Genomic DNA, 20113 nt, shown 5'->3' with positions numbered 1-20113 from the left:
TTCAGCACCCGGACCGGGACGCTGTGATCAGCTGCCCCGGCCCGGGTATCGGGTTCAGCTCCGCCAGACGTCGCTCGTCAGCGACACCTTGCCGGTCGACGGAACCGTCGCCGTGCGGTTGGCGCCGCTCTCCCAGGTGACGGCGCCGCTCGCGTCCTTGCGGATGTACTTGTACTCGAACGACGTCCCGGCGGGCATGCTCACGTCGAGCTTCCAGACCGGGTAGGTCGCCGGGTCCAGCTTGAGCGCGCTGTCGGTGTTCCAGCTGCCGAGCGCGGACTGGTTGCCGACGACGTAGATGTTCTGGCCGAGCTGGGTGGTGGCGTTGACGCCGAAGGAGGCTCCGGAGGTGCTGCTGCCCGGGTCCGTCGTACCGCCGCCCGTGCAGGTACGGGCGTTCACCTGGAGCGCGAGGGCCGTGTTGGCGCCGAGTGTCGCGGTGAACTGGCCGGAGCCGTTGACGGTGACACCGTTGCCGGACTGGATGTCGCAGTAGTCACCGGCGGGCAGCGACGTCTGGAAGGTACGGGTCAGCGACGAGCTCTCGTGGTTGATGGCGACGTACGCCTTGGCGCCGCGGCCGAACGCGATCCGGTCGCCGCCGTTGTCCCACCAGTTGGTGACGGCCTCACCGCGCGCGGTGTTGCGGAAGCCCACCATGGAGGAGATCTGCGGCCAGGCGTGCTGGCACTTCCAGCCGTCGCTGTAGCAGGCGTTGACCGTGCCGCCGTTGGGCGGCCCCGCGTCCTTGTCGGACCACTCGTAGCCGGAGTGGATGTCGGGCGAACCGTACGGCCAGGCCAGCATGAAGACGTTGGCGAGGGTGTAGTTGGCACCGTCCTTGTAGTTCAGCGTGTCGCCGCCGCGCTCGGTGTCGTGGTTGTCGACGAAGACCGCGGTCCTCGATGACGTCATGAAGCCCCAGCCCTCGCCGAAGTTCTTCAGGTAGGCGAGGTTCTCGTTGTTGAAGACCTGCTTGAGGCTGCGGGCGTAGCGGAACTCCTGGACGTCACCGGTGCCGGCGTACTCGTCGGGCGAGACCGCTTCGCCCGCCCCGTAGATCGCCTCCTGCTTCCAGTAGGCGCCGGAGTCGGTCAGCCGCGACTTGATGTTGGCGAGGTCGTTCGCGGGGATGTGCTTGGCGGCGTCGATGCGGAAGCCGTCGACTCCGAGGGAGAGCAGGTCGTTGAGGTATCCGGCGATCTTGCCGCGGACGTAGTCCTCACCGGTGTCGAGGTCGGCGAGCCCGACGAGTTCGCAGTTCTGGACGTTGGCACGGTCCTGGTAGTTGCTGATCTGCGCGGTGCAGTCGTCCATGTCATAGGAGGAGTACAGGCCGGGGTAGTTGTACTTCGTGTACGAGGAACCGCCGGTGCCGGTGCCGGATCCTGCCGCCATGTGGTTGATGACGGAGTCGGCGACGACTTTGACGCCCGCGCTGTGGCAGGCGCTGACCATGTGGGCGAAGGCGGTGCGGTCGCCGAGCCGTCCTGCGATCTTGTAGCTGACGGGCTGGTACGAGGTCCACCACTGGCTGCCCTGGATGTGCTCCTGGGGCGGCGAGACCTGCACGTAGCCATAGCCGGCGGGACCGAGGGAGTCCGTGCACGCCTTCGCGACAGAGTCGAACTTCCACTCGAAGAGGACTGCGGTGACGTCCTTGTCGCCCGGCGTGGACGCCTGGGCGGTCGTGGTGGGGGCCACGAGAGCGGCGGCGCCTGCTATCAGGGCGAGCGCTGCAGACAGGTGCCTGCGTGCCATGTCTTTCCTCCTGCTGTGGGGGAAATGCGGGTGACGGTGCAGCCTCACGTGGCAACGCGCCCTGCCCTCAAGGCTCCTGAAGGTTCTTGCTGCAAGAATGCAAACCTTGCCGCGGGGAGACCGTACGAGCCCGTCAGGTTCCGGTCAACCCTTTGGACACCACCCGCCTACATCCGCGAAATGCTGCAGTTTTCTTTCTGCAAGGTCTTACGCAAAACATTGCAGCGCTGTTACGTTTCTCCCGACTCCGGTCCGGTCGGTCGGGGGTCCCGGTAACCCGGGCCCCACGCGCCCGGCCGGCCGGGCCGGTCACGGACAAGAGAGGCACCCGGAGTCGCTCACTCCCCGCCGGCCCATTCAGGGCCGACTCCCGGTGCCTCTCCTGTACGTCGGCCTGTCCTCGTACCCAGAGACGACGAGGTCCTGGATCCCCCTCCGGATCCAGGACCTCTGCGCATGCCGCACGCACCATCAGGCGGTGCGGACCGCCGCGGTGGACCCCCGTACCACCAGCTCCGGCTGGAACACGTACTCCGTGCGCTGCACGGGGCTGCCGCCGATCTCCTCCAGCAGCGCCCCGACCGCGGCCGCCGCCATCGCCTGCACGGGCTGCCGCACCGTCGTCAGCGGCGGATCGGTGAACGCGATCAGCTGGGAGTCGTCGAAGCCGACCACGGACACGTCGCGCGGCACGTCGAGCCCACGGTCCCGGGCGGCGCGCACCACGCCCAGCGCCATCAGGTCGCTGCCGCAGACGATGCCCGTGCACCCCTGGTCGAGCAGCGCCCCGGCCGCGACCTGGCCGCCCTCGACGCTGAACAGCGTCGAGCAGACGAGGAGTTCGGCCTCGGCGCGGTCCAGTCCCAGCAGGTTCACCGCGGCGTCGAGGAAACCGTCCCGTTTACGGCGGGACGGCACATAGCGCTGCGGTCCGATGGCCAGGCCGACCCTGCGATGGCCGAGTTCGGCGAGATGACCGACGGCCATCCGGACTGCGGCGGTGTCGTCGGGCGAGACGAAGGGCGCGCTGATCCGTTCGTTGTAACCGTTGATCAGGACGAACGGGACGCCGCGGTCGGTGAGCGCGGCGTACCGGGCGGGGTCGGCCGACAGGTCGGCGTGCAGTCCGGAGAGGAAGACGATGCCGCCGACGCCCCGTTCGACGAGCTGCTCGACGAGCTCGTCCTCGGTGGCGCCGCCGGGCAGCTGGGTGCAGAGCACCGGGGTGTAGCCGTGCCCGGCCAGGACCTGTTCGACGGACTGCGCGAACGCCGGGAAGATCGGGTTGGTGAGCTCGGGGGTCACCAGTCCGATCAGCCCGGCGCTGCGCTGCCGCAGCCGCACGGGACGCTCGTAGCCGAGGATGTCGAGCGCCGCGAGCACCCGCTGACGCGTGGTGTCCGCGACGCCCGGTTTACCGTTGAGCACCCGGCTGACGGTCGCCTCGCTGACCGAGGCCTGACCGGCGATGTCCGAGAGCCTCGGCGCACCGCCGGCCCTGGGCAGAGGGACGGTCACACCGTCCACCACACCGTGGTGTCCGCGGGCAGCTCCATCTCCGCGCCGTCGGTGACGACGGGGCTGCTGGAGAGCAGCACCTGGCCGCGGACCGGGACGCGGACCGGCCGGCCGGTCGTGTTGACGGTGCAGACGAAGCCGGGGCGGGCGAAGGCCAGCAGCCCTTCGGGGGCGTCCAGCCACTCCACGGCGGTCCCGGCGCCGAGCCCCCGGTGCACCCGGCGGGCGGCGAGCGCGGCCCGGTACATCTCCAGGGTGGAGCCCGCCTCGCCGGTCTGCGCCTCGACGCTCAGCTCGGCCCAGCTGTCGGGCTGGGGCAGCCAACTGCCGCCGGTGCCGAAGCCGTACGAGCTGCCGTCGCGGGTCCACGGGATCGGCACCCGGCAGCCGTCGCGGAAGCCGTCCTGGCCGTCGGCGCGGAAGAACGACGGGTCCTGGCGGGCCTCGTCGGGCAGGTCGGTGACGTCGGGCAGGCCGAGTTCCTCACCCTGGTAGACGTACGCGGATCCAGGCAGCGCCAGCATCAGGAGGCTGGCTGCGCGGGCCCGGCGCAGCCCCGTCTCGCGGTCCCCGGCGGTGCGGATCTGGGTGCCGAGGCCGGGCGGGTTGGCGAACCGGGTGGCGTGCCGCGTGACGTCGTGGTTGGAGAGCACCCAGGTGGTGGGGGCGCCGACCGGGCGCATCGCGTCGAGCGAGCCGTCGATGACCTTGCGCAGCTCTGCGGCGTCCCAGGCGGTGGAGAGGTACTGGAAGTTGAACGCCTGGTGCATCTCGTCGTGGCGCACGTAGTTGGCGGTGCGCTCGACGGTCGGGGTCCATGCCTCGGCGACGGCGATACGGTCGCCGGGGTACTCGTCGAGGATGGTGCGCCAGGAGCGGTAGATCTCGTGCACCCCGTCCTGGTCGAAGAACGGCATGACATCGTTTCCGAGCAGCTTGAGCTGGTCGTGGGTGCCGAGGTCGGGCAGCCCCTCGGCCTTGACGAGGCCGTGGGCGACGTCGACGCGGAAGCCGTCGACGCCCATGTCGAGCCAGAACCGCAGGATGGAGCGGAACTCGTCGGCGACGGCCGGGTGTTCCCAGTTGAAGTCGGGCTGCTCCGGGGCGAACAGGTGGAGGTACCAGTCGCCGGGGGTGCCGTCCGGGTCGGTGGTCCGGGTCCAGGCGGGTCCGCCGAAGATGGACTCCCAGTCGTTGGGCGGCAGATCACCGTCCGCGCCCTTGCCGGGGCGGAAGTGGTAGCGCTCGCGCAGCGCGGAGCCGGGGCCCTCGGCGAGGGCGCGCTTGAACCACTCGTGCTGGTCGGAGGAGTGGTTGGGCACCAGGTCGACGATGATCCGCAGGCCCAGGTCGTGGGCGTCCCGGATCAGCCCGTCGGCATCCAGCAGCGTGCCGAACATCGGATCGATGGCGCGGTAGTCGGAGACGTCGTACCCCGCATCCGCCTGCGGCGACGCGTAGAACGGGCTGAGCCAGACCGCATCGACGCCGAGGTCCTTGAGGTACGGGAGTCTGCCGCGTACGCCTGCGAGATCGCCCATGCCGTCGCCGTTGCCGTCGGCGAAGCTCCGCGGATAGACCTGGTAGATCACCGCGTCCTGCCACCAGCCGGTGCGGTGGCCCGGAGCGTCGTCGGACGTGCCGGTGGAGGGGGCAGCGAGGTGCTGGGTCATGTCGTCCCTGGGGTGTCTGGGTGGGGAGCGGCGCCGGGACCGGGTCGGGGATCCGGCGCCGCCGTGACTTGGTGCGTGCGGTCGTACGGTCGTGCTGCTGCGTACGTCAGCCCTTGACGGCTCCGGCGGACATGCCGGTCACCAGGTGGCGCTGGGCGAAGAGGAAGACCAGGGCCGCGGGTATCGCGATGAGCACGGACGCGGCGGTCATCGGCCCCCACTGGGCTCCGTACTGGTTGACGAACTTCTGCAGTCCGCCGGCGAGCGTGAGGTTCTCGTCGCCGACCATGAAGGCGGAGGCGTATGCCACCTCGCCCCAGGCGGTGATGAAGGAGTAGAACGCGGTGACGGCGAGGCCGGGCTTGGCGAGCGGCAGGATCAGCCGCCAGAACGTGCCGAACGGGGTGAGGCCGTCGACCTGCCCCGACTCGTCGATCTCGCGCGGGATGGTGTCGAAGAAGCCCTTCATCATCCAGGCGCAGAACGGCACCGCGATGGTGAGGTACGTGATGACGAGACCGGCGGGCTGGTTGAGCAGTCCCAGGCCCGACATGATGTTGTAGATCGGCACGATGAGGACGGCGACCGGGAACATCTGGGTGATCAGCAGCGTCCACATCAGCCCGCGCTTGCCGGGGAACCGGAAGCGGCTGACGGCGTAGCCGGTGGTGGCGGAGACGAAGACACCGAGGACGGTGGTGAGCCCGGCGATGACCAGGGAGTTGCCGAACCAGGTCAGGAACTCGGTGTCCTTGATCAGGCCGGTGTAGTTCTCGAAGGTCGTGTCCTTGAAGAAGTCCGTCGTCGTCGCGTACGCGGCGGGCTTCAGCGAGGTCAGCAGGACCCACAGCACGGGGAACACGGCGATCACGGACGCCACGATCAGCGTGAGGTGCAGTCCGACGGAGGCGAGCGGCGAGCGTTCGCCGCGGAGCCGGACCTCGGCCTTGCGCGCCGAGTGGTGCGCGGTGGGTGCGGGGGCGGTGGTCACCAGTTATCTCCCTGCGTGCGGAGGACTCGCCGGTAGACCGCGGCGAAGAGCATCAGGAGGACGAGGATCAGCACGCCCCACGTGGAGGACTGCGCGAAGTCGCGGGGGCTGATCTCGAAGGAGAACTTGTACGCCTGGGTGACCAGGATCTGGGTGGCCTCGCCGGGTCCTCCGCGGGTCAGCAGGAAGATCACCGGGAACATGTTGAAGGTCCAGATGGTCGACAGCAGGATCACCGTGGTGGAGACCGGCCGCAGACCCGGCAGCGTGATGTGGCGGAACCGCTGCCAGGCGGTGGCGCCGTCCATCTCGGCGGCCTCGTACTGCTCGCTGGGGATGGACTGCAGACCGCCGAGCAGGGCGACCATCATGAACGGCACGCCGAGCCAGACGTTGACGGCGATGACGGCGAACTTCGCCCAGGTCGGGTCGTTCAGCCACGGGACGCCGTCGATACCGGCGCCGGAGAGGATCTTGTTGAGCAGCCCGCGGTCCTCGTTGTAGAGGAAGCGCCAGGCGAACACGGAGACGAATCCGGGAATGGCCCAGGGCAGGATCAGCGCCATCCGGTACACGGAGCGGCCGGCGATCCGGCGGTTGAGGATATTGGCGAGGGCCATGCCGAGGGCGAACGTGATGCTCACGCAGGAGACCGTCCACACCAGGGTCCACCCGAGCGTGCCGAGGAACTGGTTGCCCGTGAGTGCGTCGGCGTAGTTGTCCAGGCCGACGAACTTGTACGTCGCGGGCATGTGGTTGACACCGATGGACCGTGCGACGTTGCGCTCGTTGGCGTCGGTCAGCGACAGGTAGACGCCGCGGACGAGCGGGTAGCCGATGATCACGCCGATCACGACGACGACCGGGGCGACCATGGTCCAGGCGTACCAGTGGGTCGACAGCGCCCGACGGAGCCTGCTCGGTGGTGGAGGGTTACCAGTACCGCGGCTCCGGCCGCGGACGACGTCGTCGTCCGCGGCCTTCGCCACCGACTGGCTGGTGTGGACAGCCATCAGTCGGCCTGCCTTCCTGAGTTACTTCCAGCCCTTGAGGAGCTTGCGGTAGGAGTCACCGGTGGCCTTGGCGCCCTTCTCCGGCGTGGTCTGGCCGGTCAGGACCTTGGTGTACTCGGTGACGAGCGGGGCGAAGAGGCTGCCGGTCTCCGGGATCCAGGGGCGCTCGACGGCGGTCTCGACGACCGGCTTGAAGAAGCCGACGATCTCGTTGTCGACGACCTCTTCCTTCGTGTAGGCGGAGGTACGGGTCGGCAGGAGGCTCAGCTCCTTGGTGACCTTGGCCTGGGTGTCCGCGGACGTCATGTAGTCGACGAACGCGTAGGAGGCGTCGAGGTTCTTGGAGCCCGCGTAGACGGCCAGGTTGTGACCGCCCTGCGGAGCGCCCTGCGCGGCGGAGCCGGCCGGGACCGGGGCGATGCCCAGGTTGGCCTTGTCCTTGAACTCCTTGCCGGCGTAGGTGTCGGCGACGGCCCACGGGCCGTTGATGATCATGGCGACCTTGCCGTCCTTGAAGGACGACTGCATGTTGTCCCAGCCGTCCGTGGCATCGGTCTTGGCCGCACCGGAGTCGACGAGGTCCTTGACGACCTTCATCGCCTTGACGCCCTCGGGGTTGTCGATGGTGACGGATTTGGTGGAGGCGTCGACCATGTCGCCGCCCTCGCCGTAGAGGAAGGAGAGGAACCAGTACGCGTCGTCGCCGCGCAGGTACATGCCGGTCTTGCCGGTCTTGTCCTTGATCTTCTTGGAGACGGTCTTCAGCTCGTCCACGGTGGTGGGAACCTCGACGCCGGCCTCCTTGAAGATCTTCTTGTTGTAGAAGATGCCCATGGAGTCGATGACCTGCGGCACCGCGTACGTCTTGCCGTTGTACTTGGTGGACGCGGCGGCCTGCTTCAGGAAGTCGCCCGGGTTCTTCAGCGCGGAGGTGCCGTCGAGCGGGGCCAGGTAGCCGAGGTCCGCGAACTCAGGGGTCCAGGCGACCTCGGAGCGGATGACGTCGGGTGCGTCGGAGCCTGACTGGGCGGCGTTCTTGAACTTGTTCTGCGCGTCACCGAAGGGCACGTTGACGTACTTGATATGGACCTTCGGGTGCTGCTTGGTGAAGTCCTCGGCGATCTTCTTGAAGACCTTGTCCTCGCTGCCCACGGTGGAGGTGTCCCACCACGTCACGGTCCCGGAGAGCTCGCCCGAGCCCTTGCTGGTGCCGTCGGACTTGTCCTCACTGCCGCAGGCGGTCGCCGCGAGCGCCAGGGCCGCGACCAGGGCGGTGGCCGTTATGCCACGTCGCATCTGTGAACTCCTTCAACTGCCGTACCGCTCCGTCGCGGCGCCGGGTCGACGTGAACGTAACAAGGATGAAAGAGGGCCGAAAGACCTTGCGGAAGATTTCTGCAAGCTTCGACGATCGTTACATTCGCGTGTCCTCAAGGTTGCCGTCAAGCCTCTTGACGAGAACGGCCCAGCCCTGGCAGCAGAAGGCACGAGCGACCGATTCCGCAGTGCGACGATCCGACTGCGGGCAGCGCGACGCCTTCGCAAGTCCTTGCAAGATGTTGCGGCAGCCCTGTCCGCGACGACGCTCCGGGTCGCGGCCGCTCACCGGCGCACGCGGTTGCCGCGCCTGGCCGTACGGGTCCGGTCGCCCGATTCCTGCGCATGGTGGGCAATCCGACATACGCCCGGTACAGTCCACTTCCATGACCGCACGGCTTGCCGATATCGCAACTCAGGCGGGGGTCAGCGAAGCTACGGTCAGCCGTGTACTGAACGGCAAACCAGGTGTTGCTGCAGCCACCCGCGAATCCGTACTCGCCGCGCTCGACGTCCTCGGCTACGAACGGCCGGTACGGCTGCGCAGGCGCAGCGCGGGGCTGGTCGGGCTGATCACGCCCGAGCTGGAGAACCCCATCTTCCCGGCGCTCGCCCAGGTGATCGGCCAGGCGCTGACACGGCAGGGCTACACCCCGGTGCTGGCCACACAGACGCCCGGCGGTTCCACCGAGGACGAACTCACCGAGATGCTCGTCGACCGTGGCGTCTCCGGCATCATCTTCGTCTCGGGCCTGCACGCCGACACCTCGGCCGATATGCAGCGGTACGAGCAACTGCGCGCCCAGGGCGTCCCTTTCGTCCTGGTCAACGGATTCTCGCCGAAAGTCCAGGCACCCTTCATCTCGCCCGACGACCGGGCGGCGATGCGACTCGCGGTGACGCATCTGGTGTCGCTCGGCCATCAGCGGATCGGTCTTGCGGTCGGGCCCAAGCGTTTCGTTCCCGTACTCCGGAAGATCGAGGGTTTCCGCGCCACCGTGCAGGAGCAGTTGAACCTCACCTCGGACGAGGTGGAGGCGCTGATCCAGCACTCGCTGTTCACGCTGGAGGGTGGCCAGGCGGCCGCCTCCGCACTGATAGAGCGTGGGTGCACGGCGGTGGTGTGCGCGAGCGACATGATGGCGCTCGGAGCGATCCGGGCCGCGCGCAGGCTGTCGATGGAGGTGCCGCGCGACCTGTCGGTCGTCGGCTACGACGATTCGCCACTCATAGCGTTCACCGATCCGCCGCTGACGACGATCCGGCAGCCGGTCACGGCGATGGGTCAGGCCGCGGTCCGTACCCTGCTCGAGGAGATCGGTGGCACGCCGGCTCCGCACAGCGAGTTCGTCTTCATGCCGGAACTGGTCGTACGGGGTTCAACTGCCGCGGGTCCCGGCCCGGATCCGGCTTCCGCTTCCGGAACGGCCCCAGGGTCGCACGCCCGCCCGTAGGGTGCATCATGTGCAGCCGGAACCCGACCGGAGGATGATCGGGCAGAGAGACGTATCTGGCAGAATCGATGCCTATGGGTGAATTGAGCGTGAAGTCACAGGAAGGCCGAACGGCGGCCCCCCCGTCACCCATCGTGGACGAGGCGGCCCTCGAGGCGAGGCCGAACGACAGGCTCGCGAGACTGCGCTCGCTGCGGTCTCCCGGTAGGCCGCGCATCTGGTTCGAAGTCGCGCTGATCGCGGTCAGTTACTGGCTCTACTCGCTGGTGCGCAACGCCGTCCCCGAGCAGAAGGTCGCAGCCCTGGCGAATGCCGACCGGCTCTGGTCGGTGGAGAAGTTCCTGGGCATCGCCGTCGAACAGACGGTCAACCACGCGGCGAATTCCGTGACATGGCTGATCGTCTCGATGAACTACTACTACGCGACACTGCACTTCATCGTCACCATCGGTGTGTTGGTGTGGCTGTTCCGCTTCCATCCAGGCCGTTACGCGGCCGCCCGTATGGTGCTGTTCGCAACGACGGGTGTCGCACTGCTCGGTTACTACCTGTTTCCCCTCGCGCCGCCGCGTCTGATGAACGGCGGACACTTCATCGACACCGTGCTGGTGCACCACACCTGGGGTTCGATGGCCTCGGGCAACTTCAAGAACATGTCGAACCAGTACGCGGCGATGCCATCGATGCACATCGGCTGGTCGCTGTGGTGCGGGCTGACCGTCTTCGCGCTGGCCTCCGCGCCCTGGGCGCGGATCCTGGGCCTGTTGTACCCGGCGGTCACCCTGGTCGTGATCGTGTCGACGGCCAACCATTTCTGGCTCGACGCGGTGGGCGGCATGGCCTGCCTGACATTCGGTTTCGCGGTGTCGTACGCCTGGTACGGGGCGCTGCCGCACCACCTCCCGAAGCGGGTGCAGGTGCCGCGGGGGCGGGCACGCCTGGCAGGGCTGAGCGCGGGGACGCCGATCCGGGCGAGCCACCCGGCCACGGAGGCAGCGGTGCGCCGGTGAACGCCTCCGGTCTCCCTCGCAGGACGGGCTCGAATGTGCCGGCCGTACGAGCCCGTCCGGCATGTGAGGACGTCTTTCCGCCCCGTCCCCTCACGCCCCGTAGAACCGCTCCTCCACCACCGCACGTGCCCGCCGCGTGATCCGCCGATAGTCGTCCAGCATGTCCCCCACGTGCCCCGGCTCGTACCCCAGGTACCGCCCCACCGCCGTCAGCTCCCGCGGCCCCGAAGGGAACGTGTCCGCCGGGCGTCCGCGCACCAGCATCACCGCGTTACGGACCCGGGTCGCCAGTACCCATGCCTCGTCCAGCGTCTGTGCGTCCTCGCCGGAGATCAGTTCCGCCGCGCACGCCGCGGCCAGCGCCTCGCGCGTGCGGGTCGTGCGCAGCCCCGGTTCCACCCAGCCGTGCTGCATCTGCAACAGCTGGACCGTCCACTCGACGTCGCTCAGCCCACCCCTGCCCAGCTTCGTGTGGAGCGTCGGATCGGCGCCGCGCGGCATCCGTTCGGACTCCATCCGGGCCTTGAGGCGGCGGATCTCGCGGACCGCGTCCTCCCCCAGCCCCTCCATCGGGTAGCGCAGGGGATCGATCAGTTCGATGAACGCGCGGCCGAGGTCCGCGTCACCCGCCATGGGTTCGGCGCGCAGCAGTGCCTGGCTCTCCCAGACCAGCGACCAGCGCCGGTAGTACGCGTCGTACGACTTCAATGTGCGCACCAGCGGTCCGCTCTTGCCCTCAGGCCGCAGATCCGCGTCGATGATCAGCGGCGGGTCGGCGGTGGGCAGCTGCAGCAGTCTGCGCATCTCGGCGACGACGGTGTTGGCGGCCCGGGCCGCCTCCTGCTCGTCGACGCCCTCGCGCGGTGCGTGCACGAACAGGACGTCGGCATCGGATCCATAACCGAGTTCATGACCGCCGAAGCGGCCCATGCCGATGACGGCGAACCTGGTGGGAAGGGTGTCGCCCCACTGTTCGCGTACGACGGCGCGCAGCGCGCCCGCGATGGTGACCGCGTTCAGGTCCGTGACCGCGTTGCCGACCCGGTCGACGAGTGCGCCGTGGTCGGGTTCCGCGGGGTTCTCCTCCGTGCCGTACGAGCCGATGAGGTCCGCCGCCGTCGTACGGAACAGTTCGCGCCGCCGCACACCGCGGACCACCGCGACCGCGGACTCCGCGTCCTCGGCCCGCCCCACCGCGGCCAGCACCTCCTGCTCCAGGTGATTGCGGCTGCGCGGCTTCAGCCCCTGCGGGTCGCCGAGGATCGCCACCGCCTCGGGCGCCCGCAGCAGCAGGTCGGGGGCGAGCCGGCCGGCCGACAGGACGCGGGCGAGGTTCTCCGCAGCCGCGCCCTCGTCGCGCAGCAGCCGCAGATACCAGGGGGTCTTGCCGAGCGCGTCGGACACCTTGCGGAAGCCGAGGAGCCCTGCGTCCGGGTCGGCGGAGTCCGCGAACCAGCCGAGCAGCACCGGCAGCAGGGTCCGCTGGATCGCTGCCTTGCGGGACACCCCGGAGGACAGCGCCTCCAGGTGCCGGAGCGCGGTGGTCGGATCGGCGTATCCGAGCGCTTCGAGCCGGACCTCGGCGGCCTTCGCGCTGAGCCGGGTCTCGCCGGGTGCGAGCTGGGCGACGGCGTCCAGCAGCGGACGGTAGAACAGTTTCTCGTGCAGCCGCCGCACCACGGACGCGTGCCGCTTCCACGCCTGATTGATCTCGGCGATGGGGTCCGTACGCATCCCGAGGGAGCGCCCGAGCCGCCGCAGATCCGATTCGTCCTCCGGCACGAGGTGGGTGCGGCGCAGCCGGTAGAGCTGGATGCGGTGCTCCATGGCGCGCAGGAAGCGGTACGCGTCGTCGAACTGCGCGGCGTCCACCCGGCCGACGTAGCCGCCCTCGGCGAGCGCCCGCAGGGCGTCCAGGGTCGAGCCGCTGTGCAGGGTCGCGTCGCTGCGGCCGTGTACGAGCTGCAGCAGCTGTACGGCGAACTCGACGTCCCGCAGCCCGCCGGGCCCGAGCTTGATCTCGCGGTCGACACGGTCCGCGGGGATGTTGTCGACGACGCGGCGGCGCATCTTCTGTACGTCGCCGACGAAGTTCTCCCGGTCCGCTGCCTGCCAGACCATCGGCGAGACGGCTTCGACGTACTCCGCACCCAGTTCGGGGTCTCCGGCCACCGGCCGGGCCTTGAGCAGCGCCTGGAACTCCCAGGTCTTGGCCCAGCGCTGGTAATACGCGAGATGTGAGGAGAGCGTCCGTACCAGCGGTCCGTTGCGGCCCTCGGGACGGAGGTTGGCGTCGACCGGCCAGATGGTGCCCTCGACGGTCGTCTCGGAGCAGATCCGCATCATGTGCGCGGCCAGCCGGGTGGCGGCCTGGATGGCCTTGCTCTCCTCCGAGCTGTCGACCGGTTCCGCCACGAAGATGACGTCGACGTCGGAGACGTAGTTCAGTTCGTGCCCGCCGCACTTGCCCATCGCGATGACCGCCAGCCGGCACAGGGCGGCGTCGGCGGGTGCGGCCGTCCGGGCGATGGCGAGCGCGGCCCGCAGGGTCGCGGTCGCCAGGTCGGCGAGTTCGGCGGCGGTCTCGGCGACGTCCCTCGTACCGCACACATCCCGGGCCGCTATGGCCAGCAGGCATCGGCGGTAGGCGATGCGCAGCGTGTCCGGGTCGTGGGCGCCCCCGAGCTCGTGCTCGAATTCGGCGACCCCGGGGTGCAGGTCCGTCGCCTCGTACATGACGAGCGCCTGCCAGTGGCGGGGGTGCCGGGCCAGATGGTCGCCGAGCGCCTCGGACGCCCCGAGCACCCCGAGCAGCCGGTCCCGCAGCGGCTTGGCGGAGACGAGCGTGTCCAGCAGCATCTGCCGCTCGGCGGCGTCCTCCGCCTCCACCAGCCGGACGAGTCCGCGCAGCGCCAGATCGGGGTCGGCGGTCGCCCCGAGCGCGTCGAGCAGCACCGGATCGGTGCGCACGGACGCCAGGGCGGGCAGGTCGAGCAGCCGCTCGGCGGCGGCGGGGTCGGTGAAACCGTGCCGCAGCAGTCGGGTGAACATACTGCTTCTGCGCCCCGGCACCGTCGTCATTCCGTGCTCTCCTGCTCGCCGCTCGTTCCCGTCCCAGCATTCCGAGCCTAGCCCGGCGCCGATGAATTCGTAGCGGGTGCGCGGTCCGTACTTCGCAGGCACGATCGCTTGCAGAACCTGTATCAGGAGGGCGCCATGTCCGGACCCGAACCCGTCGCCGAGCTGCAACACGAGTACAGCGACAAGGGAGCCACTGCCCGCCCGTGGTCGGAAGCCGTGGGTGTGCTGACGCGGGCAGGGGTGTTCTGGCTGTCCACGGTCCGCCCGGACGGTCGCCCGCATGTCACTCCGCTGATCGGGCTGTGGACGGACGGCGCGGTGCACTTCTGCACGGGCCCGACGGAGCGCAAGGCCCGGAACCTGGCGGAGAACCCGGAGGTCGTGCTGACGACCGGCACCAACACGCTGTCCCGGGGCTTCGACGTGGTGGTCGAGGGCCGGGCGGTCCCGGTGACGGACGAGACCCGGCTGACCCGGCTGGCGGAGCTCTGGGAGGACAAGTACGGCGCGGACTGGCACTTCGAGGTCCACGCGGGCGCGTTCGCGAACGGTGCGGGCGGCCGTGCCGAGGTGTTCGAGGTGACCCCGCGCAAGGCATTCGGCTTCGGCAAGGGCGAGCCGTACAGCCAGACGCGCTGGCTCTTCGGCTGAGAGCCTGTCGTCGCTGACGCGCACGGCGGCTGAGCGGGAGCCGCTCAGCCGCCCCGAGGCGGGCTACCTGCCGTCCCCGGTGCCGGGTCTGGTACCGATGACGACGGTCGCGTACAGCTCGTCGGAGGTGACCACCCGCGCAGTCAGCCCGCTTCGGGCGACGGTCTCCTCGGCGCGCGCCGCCTGCCGTTCGCTCGTCTCGACCAGCAGATGGCCGCCCGGCGCCAGCCAATGCGGCGCTTCGGCGGTCACCCTGCGCAGCACATCGAGCCCGTCGCTCCCACCGTCGAGCGCCACCCTCGGTTCATGGACCCGGGCCTCCGCGGGCAGGAGTTCGACGTCCTCGCTGGGTACGTACGGCACATTGGCGAGCAGAATCCCGACGCGGCCGCGCAGCGAGGCGGGCAGGGGTTCGAAGAGGTCGCCCTCGTACACCTCCCCCGTACCGGCGACATTGCGGCGAGCGCACCGCACCGCGGCGGGTTCGACATCGCTGGAGTGCAGCTCGACCCGGTCCAGGGCCGCGGCGAGCGCGGCACCCAGCGCGCCCGAACCGCAGCACAGATCGACGACGACGGCGGGCCCGTCCGCGGGACGGACAAGACCGACGGCCTGGTCGACGAGGAATTCGGTGCGGCGCCGGGGGACGAAGACGCCGGGGTCCACGGCGATCCGCAGACCGCGGAACTCGGCCCAGCCGAGGACGTGTTCGAGGGGAAGTCCGGCTGCCCGCCGGTCGACCATGGCCGCGAGTTCGGCCGCGTTCGCGGCCGTGGAGAGAATCAACTCCGCCTCGTCCTCGGCGAATACACAACCGGCGGCGCGAAGTCTGTTGACGATGACGGAGTAAGGGAGCGGTGTCGAGGAAAGCGACATGGAGCGGAGCCTTTCGGAATGCCGATGGGTGCTCCGCGGTCCGCCCAGGACCTGGTGTCGTGACCGGCAAAGCTTGCCGGGAGGGGCCCTAGACCGGTCCGGCCACGCAGTCGCGAGAGGTGAGCACCCAGCCTGATACAGCGGTAATGGGTCTCACCTCCTCGGTATGTCCCCGTGCTGGGGTCGGCAACACTACCCGAATCGAGCCGGCGTGTCGGCCACTGCCCGGGACGGCCGGACGGCGATGGCGGCGGGTCAGGAACGGCGTCCTCGACCGCCGTCGAAGAGCCGGTTGTGGACGGCCACCGAGGTGTTGTTGGCGCGGGTGTGCCGGATCGCCTCGCGATGCTGCCGCTCGATCTGCTGGCCCTCGAAGCTTTCGGTCCTGCGCCGCGACTTCAGCTGCAGTTTGACGATGAGCGCGACGATCAGCGTCAGCAGCCCACCGAGCAGCATCAACACGCTTGCCATGAAACCCCCGTGTCCGGACCGTGCGATGTCCGCCGATTGTCCCCCGTGGGAAACGCCGCGTCCAGACTCTCGAACCGGTGCCGCCCGCTCCCGCGGCAGCGGGGCCGTACGCGCGTGCGCCCCGTGCCTGACCGGCAGGGGCGCACGCGCGTACGGGGGACCGCCTACAGGTCCACGCTGTCGCGCAGCTTCGTCGGCGTCAGGAACAGCGCCGCGATCACACCGACCACCGCGATCCCCGCCGAGATCAGGAAGATGCTGCCCGTTGCGTCACCGTACGCGGCACGCACCACTTCCTGGATCTGCGGCGGCATCGCCGCCACGTTCAGGGTGGAGCCCCCGGAGGCCGAGGCCGCCGGGTCGACGCCGAGTTCGGCCAGGCCGTGGGTGATCTTCGTGGCGACCTGGTTGGCGAGCACCGCGCCGAGCACCGAGACACCGATCGTGCCGCCGAGCGAGCGGAAGAACGTGATCGCACCGCTGGCGGCGCCGAGTTCGCTGAGCGGGACCGTGTTCTGGAGGACCAGGACGAGGTTCTGCATCGACATGCCGACGCCCGCGCCGACCGCGAGCATCCCGACGGAGACGAGGACCAGCGACGTCTCGTGGTCGATCGTGGACAGCCCGAGGAAGCCGAGGGTGAGGACGACGACGCCGGTGATGATGTACGGCTTCACCTTGCCGGTCTTCGAGACCAGCCGTCCGGCGACGGTCGAGGAGACCAGGACGCCGAACATCAACGGAATGGTGAGCAGGCCCGCTTCGGTCGGCGAGTAGCCGCGGCCGATCTGGAAGTACTGACCGAGGAAGACCGCACCGCCGAACATCGCCATGCCCACCGCGAGGCTCGCGACGATGGCGAGGGCGGGGTCCCGGCGACGTACGACGTGGAGCGGGACGACCGGCTCCTGGACCCGGGATTCGACCAGGACGGCGGCGAGGAGGATCAGGGCACTGGCGGCGACCATGACGAGGGTCTGCCAGGAGAGCCAGTCGAAGTCGTTCCCGACGAACGTGACCCACAGGAGCAGCAGGCTGACGCCGGCGGCGATCAGTGTGGCGCCCAGGTAGTCGACCTTCACGTCCGTGCGGCGGACCTCGGCGAGGTGCAGGGTGCGGGTGAGCATCACGAACGCGAGCAGGGTGAACGGTACGGCGATGAAGAAGCACCAGCGCCAGCCGAGCCACGAGGTGTCGGTGATGAAGCCGCCGAGGAGCGGTCCGCCGACGGTGGCGACGGCCATGACGCCGCCGAGGTACCCGTTGTAGCGCCCGCGCTCCTTGGGGCTGATCATCGCGGCGATGATGACCTGGACGAGCACCTGGAGTGCGCCCATGCCGAGCCCCTGGACGGCCCGGAAGGTGATCAGCTGGCCGGTGCTCTGGGCGAATCCGCAGGCGATCGACGAGATGACGAAGATGCCGATGGATATCTGCAGCAGCAGCTTCTTGCTGAACATGTCGGCGAGCTTGCCCCAGATCGGGGTGGACGCCGTCGACGCCAGCAGGCTCGCGGTGACGACCCAGGTGTACTGCGACTGGGTGCCGTTGAGCGAGCCGATGATCTGCGGGAGCGCGACCGAGACGACGGTGCTGCTGATCATGGCCACGAACAGCACGATGAGCAGTCCGCTCAGTGCCCGCAGTACATGACGATGGTCCATCGGCGCGACTTCGGTCGGCGCGGCCGTCTGTGCGCTCACGCGCAACCTCCGGAGGGTTCGAACGGGGGTGGGTACGAAATACCGAGTCACCTTACATGCCCAGTGGGCAATTTTACCCATTGGGCAATAATATCGAGGCAGGGAGATAATGAGTCCATGGAGAGCTCTGTGGGACTGCGGGAACGCAAGAAGGAAGCCACCCGGCAGGCCGTGCACGAAGCGACGCTGCGGCTGACCGTCGAGCACGGCTTCGACCACGTCACCGTGGAGGCCGTCGCGGACGCGGCCGGGATCTCCCGCAGAACGTTCTCCAACTACTTCACGGGCAAGGAGGACGCCCTCCTCTACGGGGAGGAGCAGCAGATGAGGGACCTCGTCAGGACCGTGCGCGAGCGCCCCGCGGACGAGCCCGCCTGGCCCGCGCTGCGGGCGGCCGTCGCGGAGTTCGGGAAGCGGGTCGCACCTCCGGAGCGCGAATGGGCGATCCGCACCCGGCTGGCCATGCGGCATCCCTCCCTGCTGGCCCGGCAGCTCGCCAACCACGCCACTCTGGAACGGGACTTGGCGGAGGCGGTGGCGTCCCGTCAGAGCCCGGCGGAGAACGCGGTACGACCGCTGGTCCTCGCGGCGGCGTTTCTTTCGTCGCTGCGGATCGCGATGCGCATGTGGATCGAGGAGGACCTGGCGCGGGAGCCGTCCCAGGTGATCGGCGAGATCCTCGACGAGATGGCCCGCAGCTTCGAGTGAGCGCGGGCCAGGGCCGCGACAAGGGCGGGCCCCGGCCCGCTTCGGGAAACGGCCCGCTTCGGAAACGGTGCGCGCACAGACTTCTGACCGACGGTACGAAACCGTCGGCCCGAAGCCCCTTACCTTCGCTCAGATGAGGCGTTGCTGTATTCAGTTGCTGTACCTCTGTTGCAGCATCACCGTAGGAGACGGCAAGGTTGTTGCGCGCTCCGAGGTGGCGGCCCGGCCCGGTCCGCGGTGCCGTACGGGGCGTGTACTGGGCACCGTTGCCGGGTGGGTCGAACCGGATACCAGGAGCGGACGGACGGGGGATTCCCGCTCTTACCCCGAGGGAGGTCAGATGCTTTCGGACAAGTCGCGTCCCGTTGTCGCCGCGACACTGCCGGTCGTCGGCGACCACATCGGTGAGATCGCCCAGCGCTTCTACAGGCATCTCTTCGACGAGCATCCCGAGCTCATGGACGGTGTCTTCAACCGGGGCAATCAGGTGCACGGCCACCAGCAGCAGGCGCTGGCCGGGGCGGTGGCCGCGTTCGCGACGACGCTGCTGGAGACGCCGGAGCGGGTACCGGAGCAACTGCTGCGCCGGATCGCCCACAAGCACGCCTCGCTCGGCATCCGTCCGGACCAGTACCAGGTCGTCCACGACAACCTGATGTGGGCGATCGGTGACGTCCTGGGGGACGCGGTCACCCCGGAGGTCTCCGCGGCCTGGGACGAGGTCTACTGGCTGATGGCCAACGCCCTGATCAACCAGGAGCGCGGCCTGTACAGCGCCCGCGGGGTCCGGCCGGAGACGGTGTGGCGGGACTGGCAGGTGGTGCGGAAGATCCAGGAGACCGACGATGTGGTGACCTTCGTGGTCAAGCGGATCGACGACCGCCTGGTGAAGACCTCACTGCCCGGCCAGTACGTCACCCTGCGGATGCGGATGCCCGACGGCAAGCTCCAGCCCCGCCAGTACAGCTTGACCCGGGCCGACGACGGGGAGCATCGCCAGTTCTCGGTCAAGCGGGAACGCGGCGAGGGCGGCGACCCCGACGGCGAGATGTCGACGCTGCTGCACGAGACGGTGGGAGTGGGCGACACCCTGACGCTGTCCCTGCCGTACGGCGACGTGGTCCTCGACGACTCGGGGCGCCCGGTGGTGTTCGCCAGCGCGGGCATCGGCATCTCCCCCATGGCCGGGATGCTCTCCCACCTGGTGGCGGCCGAGTCCGGGCTGCCGATCACCGTGCTGCACGCCGATCTCGACGAGGCGTCCTTCCCGCTGCGCCGGCAGGTGGTCAACGACGTGCTGGCACTGAAGAACGCCCGGATGTACCTCTGGTACGAAAAGGGCGCGCAGAGCCTGGAACCCGTGGACGGCGTCTTCGAAGGGCTGATGGACCCCACCGCCGCCGACATCCCCGGTGACGCCCTGTACTACCTGTGCGGCCCGCTGCCGTTCATGAAGGCGGTGCGCAGCCGGCTGATTGAGCACGGGGTGGCCGCGCGCGACATCCAGTACGAGGTCTTCGGGCCGGACCTGTGGCAGGCCGACCTGGACTGACCACGCGCGGCGACGGCGCCGCGTGTACGGCCGCTCCCGTCGGGCCTGCGGCGAGTTCGCAGCACTCGACGTAGCCGCTTCCACGGTCGCCGTGGACCTCCTCGGCACTGCGGCACTTCTACGCGTCCGTGCTCCTGGACGCGGGCGACAACATCGAGGTGTTGAGCCAGTATCCCGGGCACAGCGATCCGGGATTCGCGCTGCGGGTCCACACGCACCTCATGCCGAGCAGCGAAGGCCGCACCCGGAGGGCCATGGACAGCATGTACGAAGCCGCCGATTCGGAGCCGGACGGCCCACAGACGGCCCAGGGTGGGTGAAACAGCTTCGGGCC

16 protein-coding genes are annotated in these 20113 nt (G+C 69.1%); 6 read left to right on the top strand and 10 right to left on the bottom strand.

Annotated elements, in window-relative coordinates:
• Positions 1 to 54 precede the first annotated feature (54 nt).
• From OG395_RS36500 to OG395_RS36475, 6 genes are all read right to left on the bottom strand, one after another.
• The gene (locus tag OG395_RS36500) at positions 55 to 1761 is read right to left on the bottom strand and encodes a carbohydrate-binding module family 20 domain-containing protein (RefSeq protein ID WP_327246743.1); all 1707 of its coding nucleotides are present in this window, start codon (positions 1759 to 1761) and stop codon (positions 55 to 57) included.
• Positions 1762 to 2232: 471 nt separating this feature from the next.
• The gene (locus tag OG395_RS36495) at positions 2233 to 3291 is read right to left on the bottom strand and encodes a LacI family DNA-binding transcriptional regulator (RefSeq protein WP_327246742.1); all 1059 of its coding nucleotides are present in this window, start codon (positions 3289 to 3291) and stop codon (positions 2233 to 2235) included.
• Positions 3276 to 4952: a glycoside hydrolase family 13 protein gene (locus OG395_RS36490; RefSeq protein WP_327246741.1), complete on the bottom strand. Its 1677-nt coding sequence runs from the start codon at positions 4950 to 4952 to the stop codon at positions 3276 to 3278. Before OG395_RS36490 ends, OG395_RS36495 begins: the two co-directional genes overlap by 16 nt.
• Positions 4953 to 5058: 106 nt before the next feature.
• Positions 5059 to 5943 carry a sugar ABC transporter permease gene (locus OG395_RS36485; protein WP_327246740.1) on the bottom strand — a complete coding sequence of 295 codons (885 nt, stop codon included), beginning with the start codon at positions 5941 to 5943 and terminating at the stop codon, positions 5059 to 5061.
• A complete protein-coding gene (locus OG395_RS36480; RefSeq protein ID WP_327246739.1) occupies positions 5940 to 6956 on the bottom strand; it encodes a carbohydrate ABC transporter permease in 1017 nt (338 codons plus the stop codon). The genes OG395_RS36485 and OG395_RS36480 overlap by 4 nt, the downstream gene beginning before the upstream one ends.
• Positions 6957 to 6977: 21 nt before the next feature.
• Positions 6978 to 8252 carry an extracellular solute-binding protein gene (locus OG395_RS36475; protein ID WP_327246738.1) on the bottom strand — a complete coding sequence of 425 codons (1275 nt, stop codon included), beginning with the start codon at positions 8250 to 8252 and terminating at the stop codon, positions 6978 to 6980.
• A 407-nt stretch (positions 8253 to 8659) separates the two neighbouring features.
• Between OG395_RS36475 and OG395_RS36470 the strand changes: the two genes are divergently transcribed.
• Together OG395_RS36470 and OG395_RS36465 are read left to right on the top strand one after the other, a co-directional pair.
• Complete coding sequence (locus OG395_RS36470; protein ID WP_327246737.1) at positions 8660 to 9727, top strand: LacI family DNA-binding transcriptional regulator; 1068 nt, start codon at positions 8660 to 8662, stop codon at positions 9725 to 9727.
• Between the two features lie 89 nt (positions 9728 to 9816).
• A complete protein-coding gene (locus tag OG395_RS36465) occupies positions 9817 to 10737 on the top strand; it encodes a phosphatase PAP2 family protein (RefSeq protein ID WP_442818634.1) in 921 nt (306 codons plus the stop codon).
• Between the two features lie 90 nt (positions 10738 to 10827).
• Here the strand turns inward: OG395_RS36465 and OG395_RS36460 are convergent, their stop codons facing one another.
• Complete coding sequence (locus tag OG395_RS36460; protein WP_327246735.1) at positions 10828 to 13818, bottom strand: bifunctional [glutamine synthetase] adenylyltransferase/[glutamine synthetase]-adenylyl-L-tyrosine phosphorylase; 2991 nt, start codon at positions 13816 to 13818, stop codon at positions 10828 to 10830.
• A 135-nt stretch (positions 13819 to 13953) separates the two neighbouring features.
• Between OG395_RS36460 and OG395_RS36455 the strand changes: the two genes are divergently transcribed.
• Positions 13954 to 14469, top strand: a complete 516-nt coding sequence (locus OG395_RS36455; RefSeq protein ID WP_327246734.1) for a pyridoxamine 5'-phosphate oxidase family protein — start codon at positions 13954 to 13956, stop codon at positions 14467 to 14469.
• A 63-nt stretch (positions 14470 to 14532) separates the two neighbouring features.
• On the opposite strand, the gene OG395_RS36450 is transcribed toward OG395_RS36455, so the two are convergent.
• From OG395_RS36450 to OG395_RS36440, 3 genes are all read right to left on the bottom strand, one after another.
• Entirely contained in the window at positions 14533 to 15345 is an 813-nt protein-coding gene (locus tag OG395_RS36450) for a putative protein N(5)-glutamine methyltransferase (protein ID WP_327246733.1), read from the bottom strand.
• Between the two features lie 255 nt (positions 15346 to 15600).
• A complete protein-coding gene (locus tag OG395_RS36445) occupies positions 15601 to 15816 on the bottom strand; it encodes a hypothetical protein (protein WP_327246732.1) in 216 nt (71 codons plus the stop codon).
• Positions 15817 to 15980: 164 nt separating this feature from the next.
• Positions 15981 to 17480, bottom strand: coding sequence for an MDR family MFS transporter (locus tag OG395_RS36440; RefSeq protein WP_327249566.1), 1500 nt, complete (start codon positions 17478 to 17480; stop codon positions 15981 to 15983).
• 156 nt (positions 17481 to 17636) lie between these two features.
• Between OG395_RS36440 and OG395_RS36435 the strand changes: the two genes are divergently transcribed.
• The 3 genes from OG395_RS36435 (at position 17637) to OG395_RS36425 (ending at position 20099) form a co-directional block, all read left to right on the top strand.
• Entirely contained in the window at positions 17637 to 18227 is a 591-nt protein-coding gene (locus OG395_RS36435; RefSeq protein WP_266986346.1) for an acyl-CoA-like ligand-binding transcription factor, read from the top strand.
• A gap of 340 nt (positions 18228 to 18567) precedes the next feature.
• Positions 18568 to 19779: a globin domain-containing protein gene (locus OG395_RS36430; protein WP_327246731.1), complete on the top strand. Its 1212-nt coding sequence runs from the start codon at positions 18568 to 18570 to the stop codon at positions 19777 to 19779.
• A 128-nt stretch (positions 19780 to 19907) separates the two neighbouring features.
• Complete coding sequence (locus OG395_RS36425; protein ID WP_327246730.1) at positions 19908 to 20099, top strand: hypothetical protein; 192 nt, start codon at positions 19908 to 19910, stop codon at positions 20097 to 20099.
• Positions 20100 to 20113: the final 14 nt, after the last annotated feature.

Source organism: Streptomyces sp. NBC_01320, assembly GCF_035974375.1.
GTDB lineage: Bacteria > Actinomycetota > Actinomycetes > Streptomycetales > Streptomycetaceae > Streptomyces > Streptomyces yanii.
This window is presented reverse-complemented; position numbering and strand designations above follow the sequence as displayed.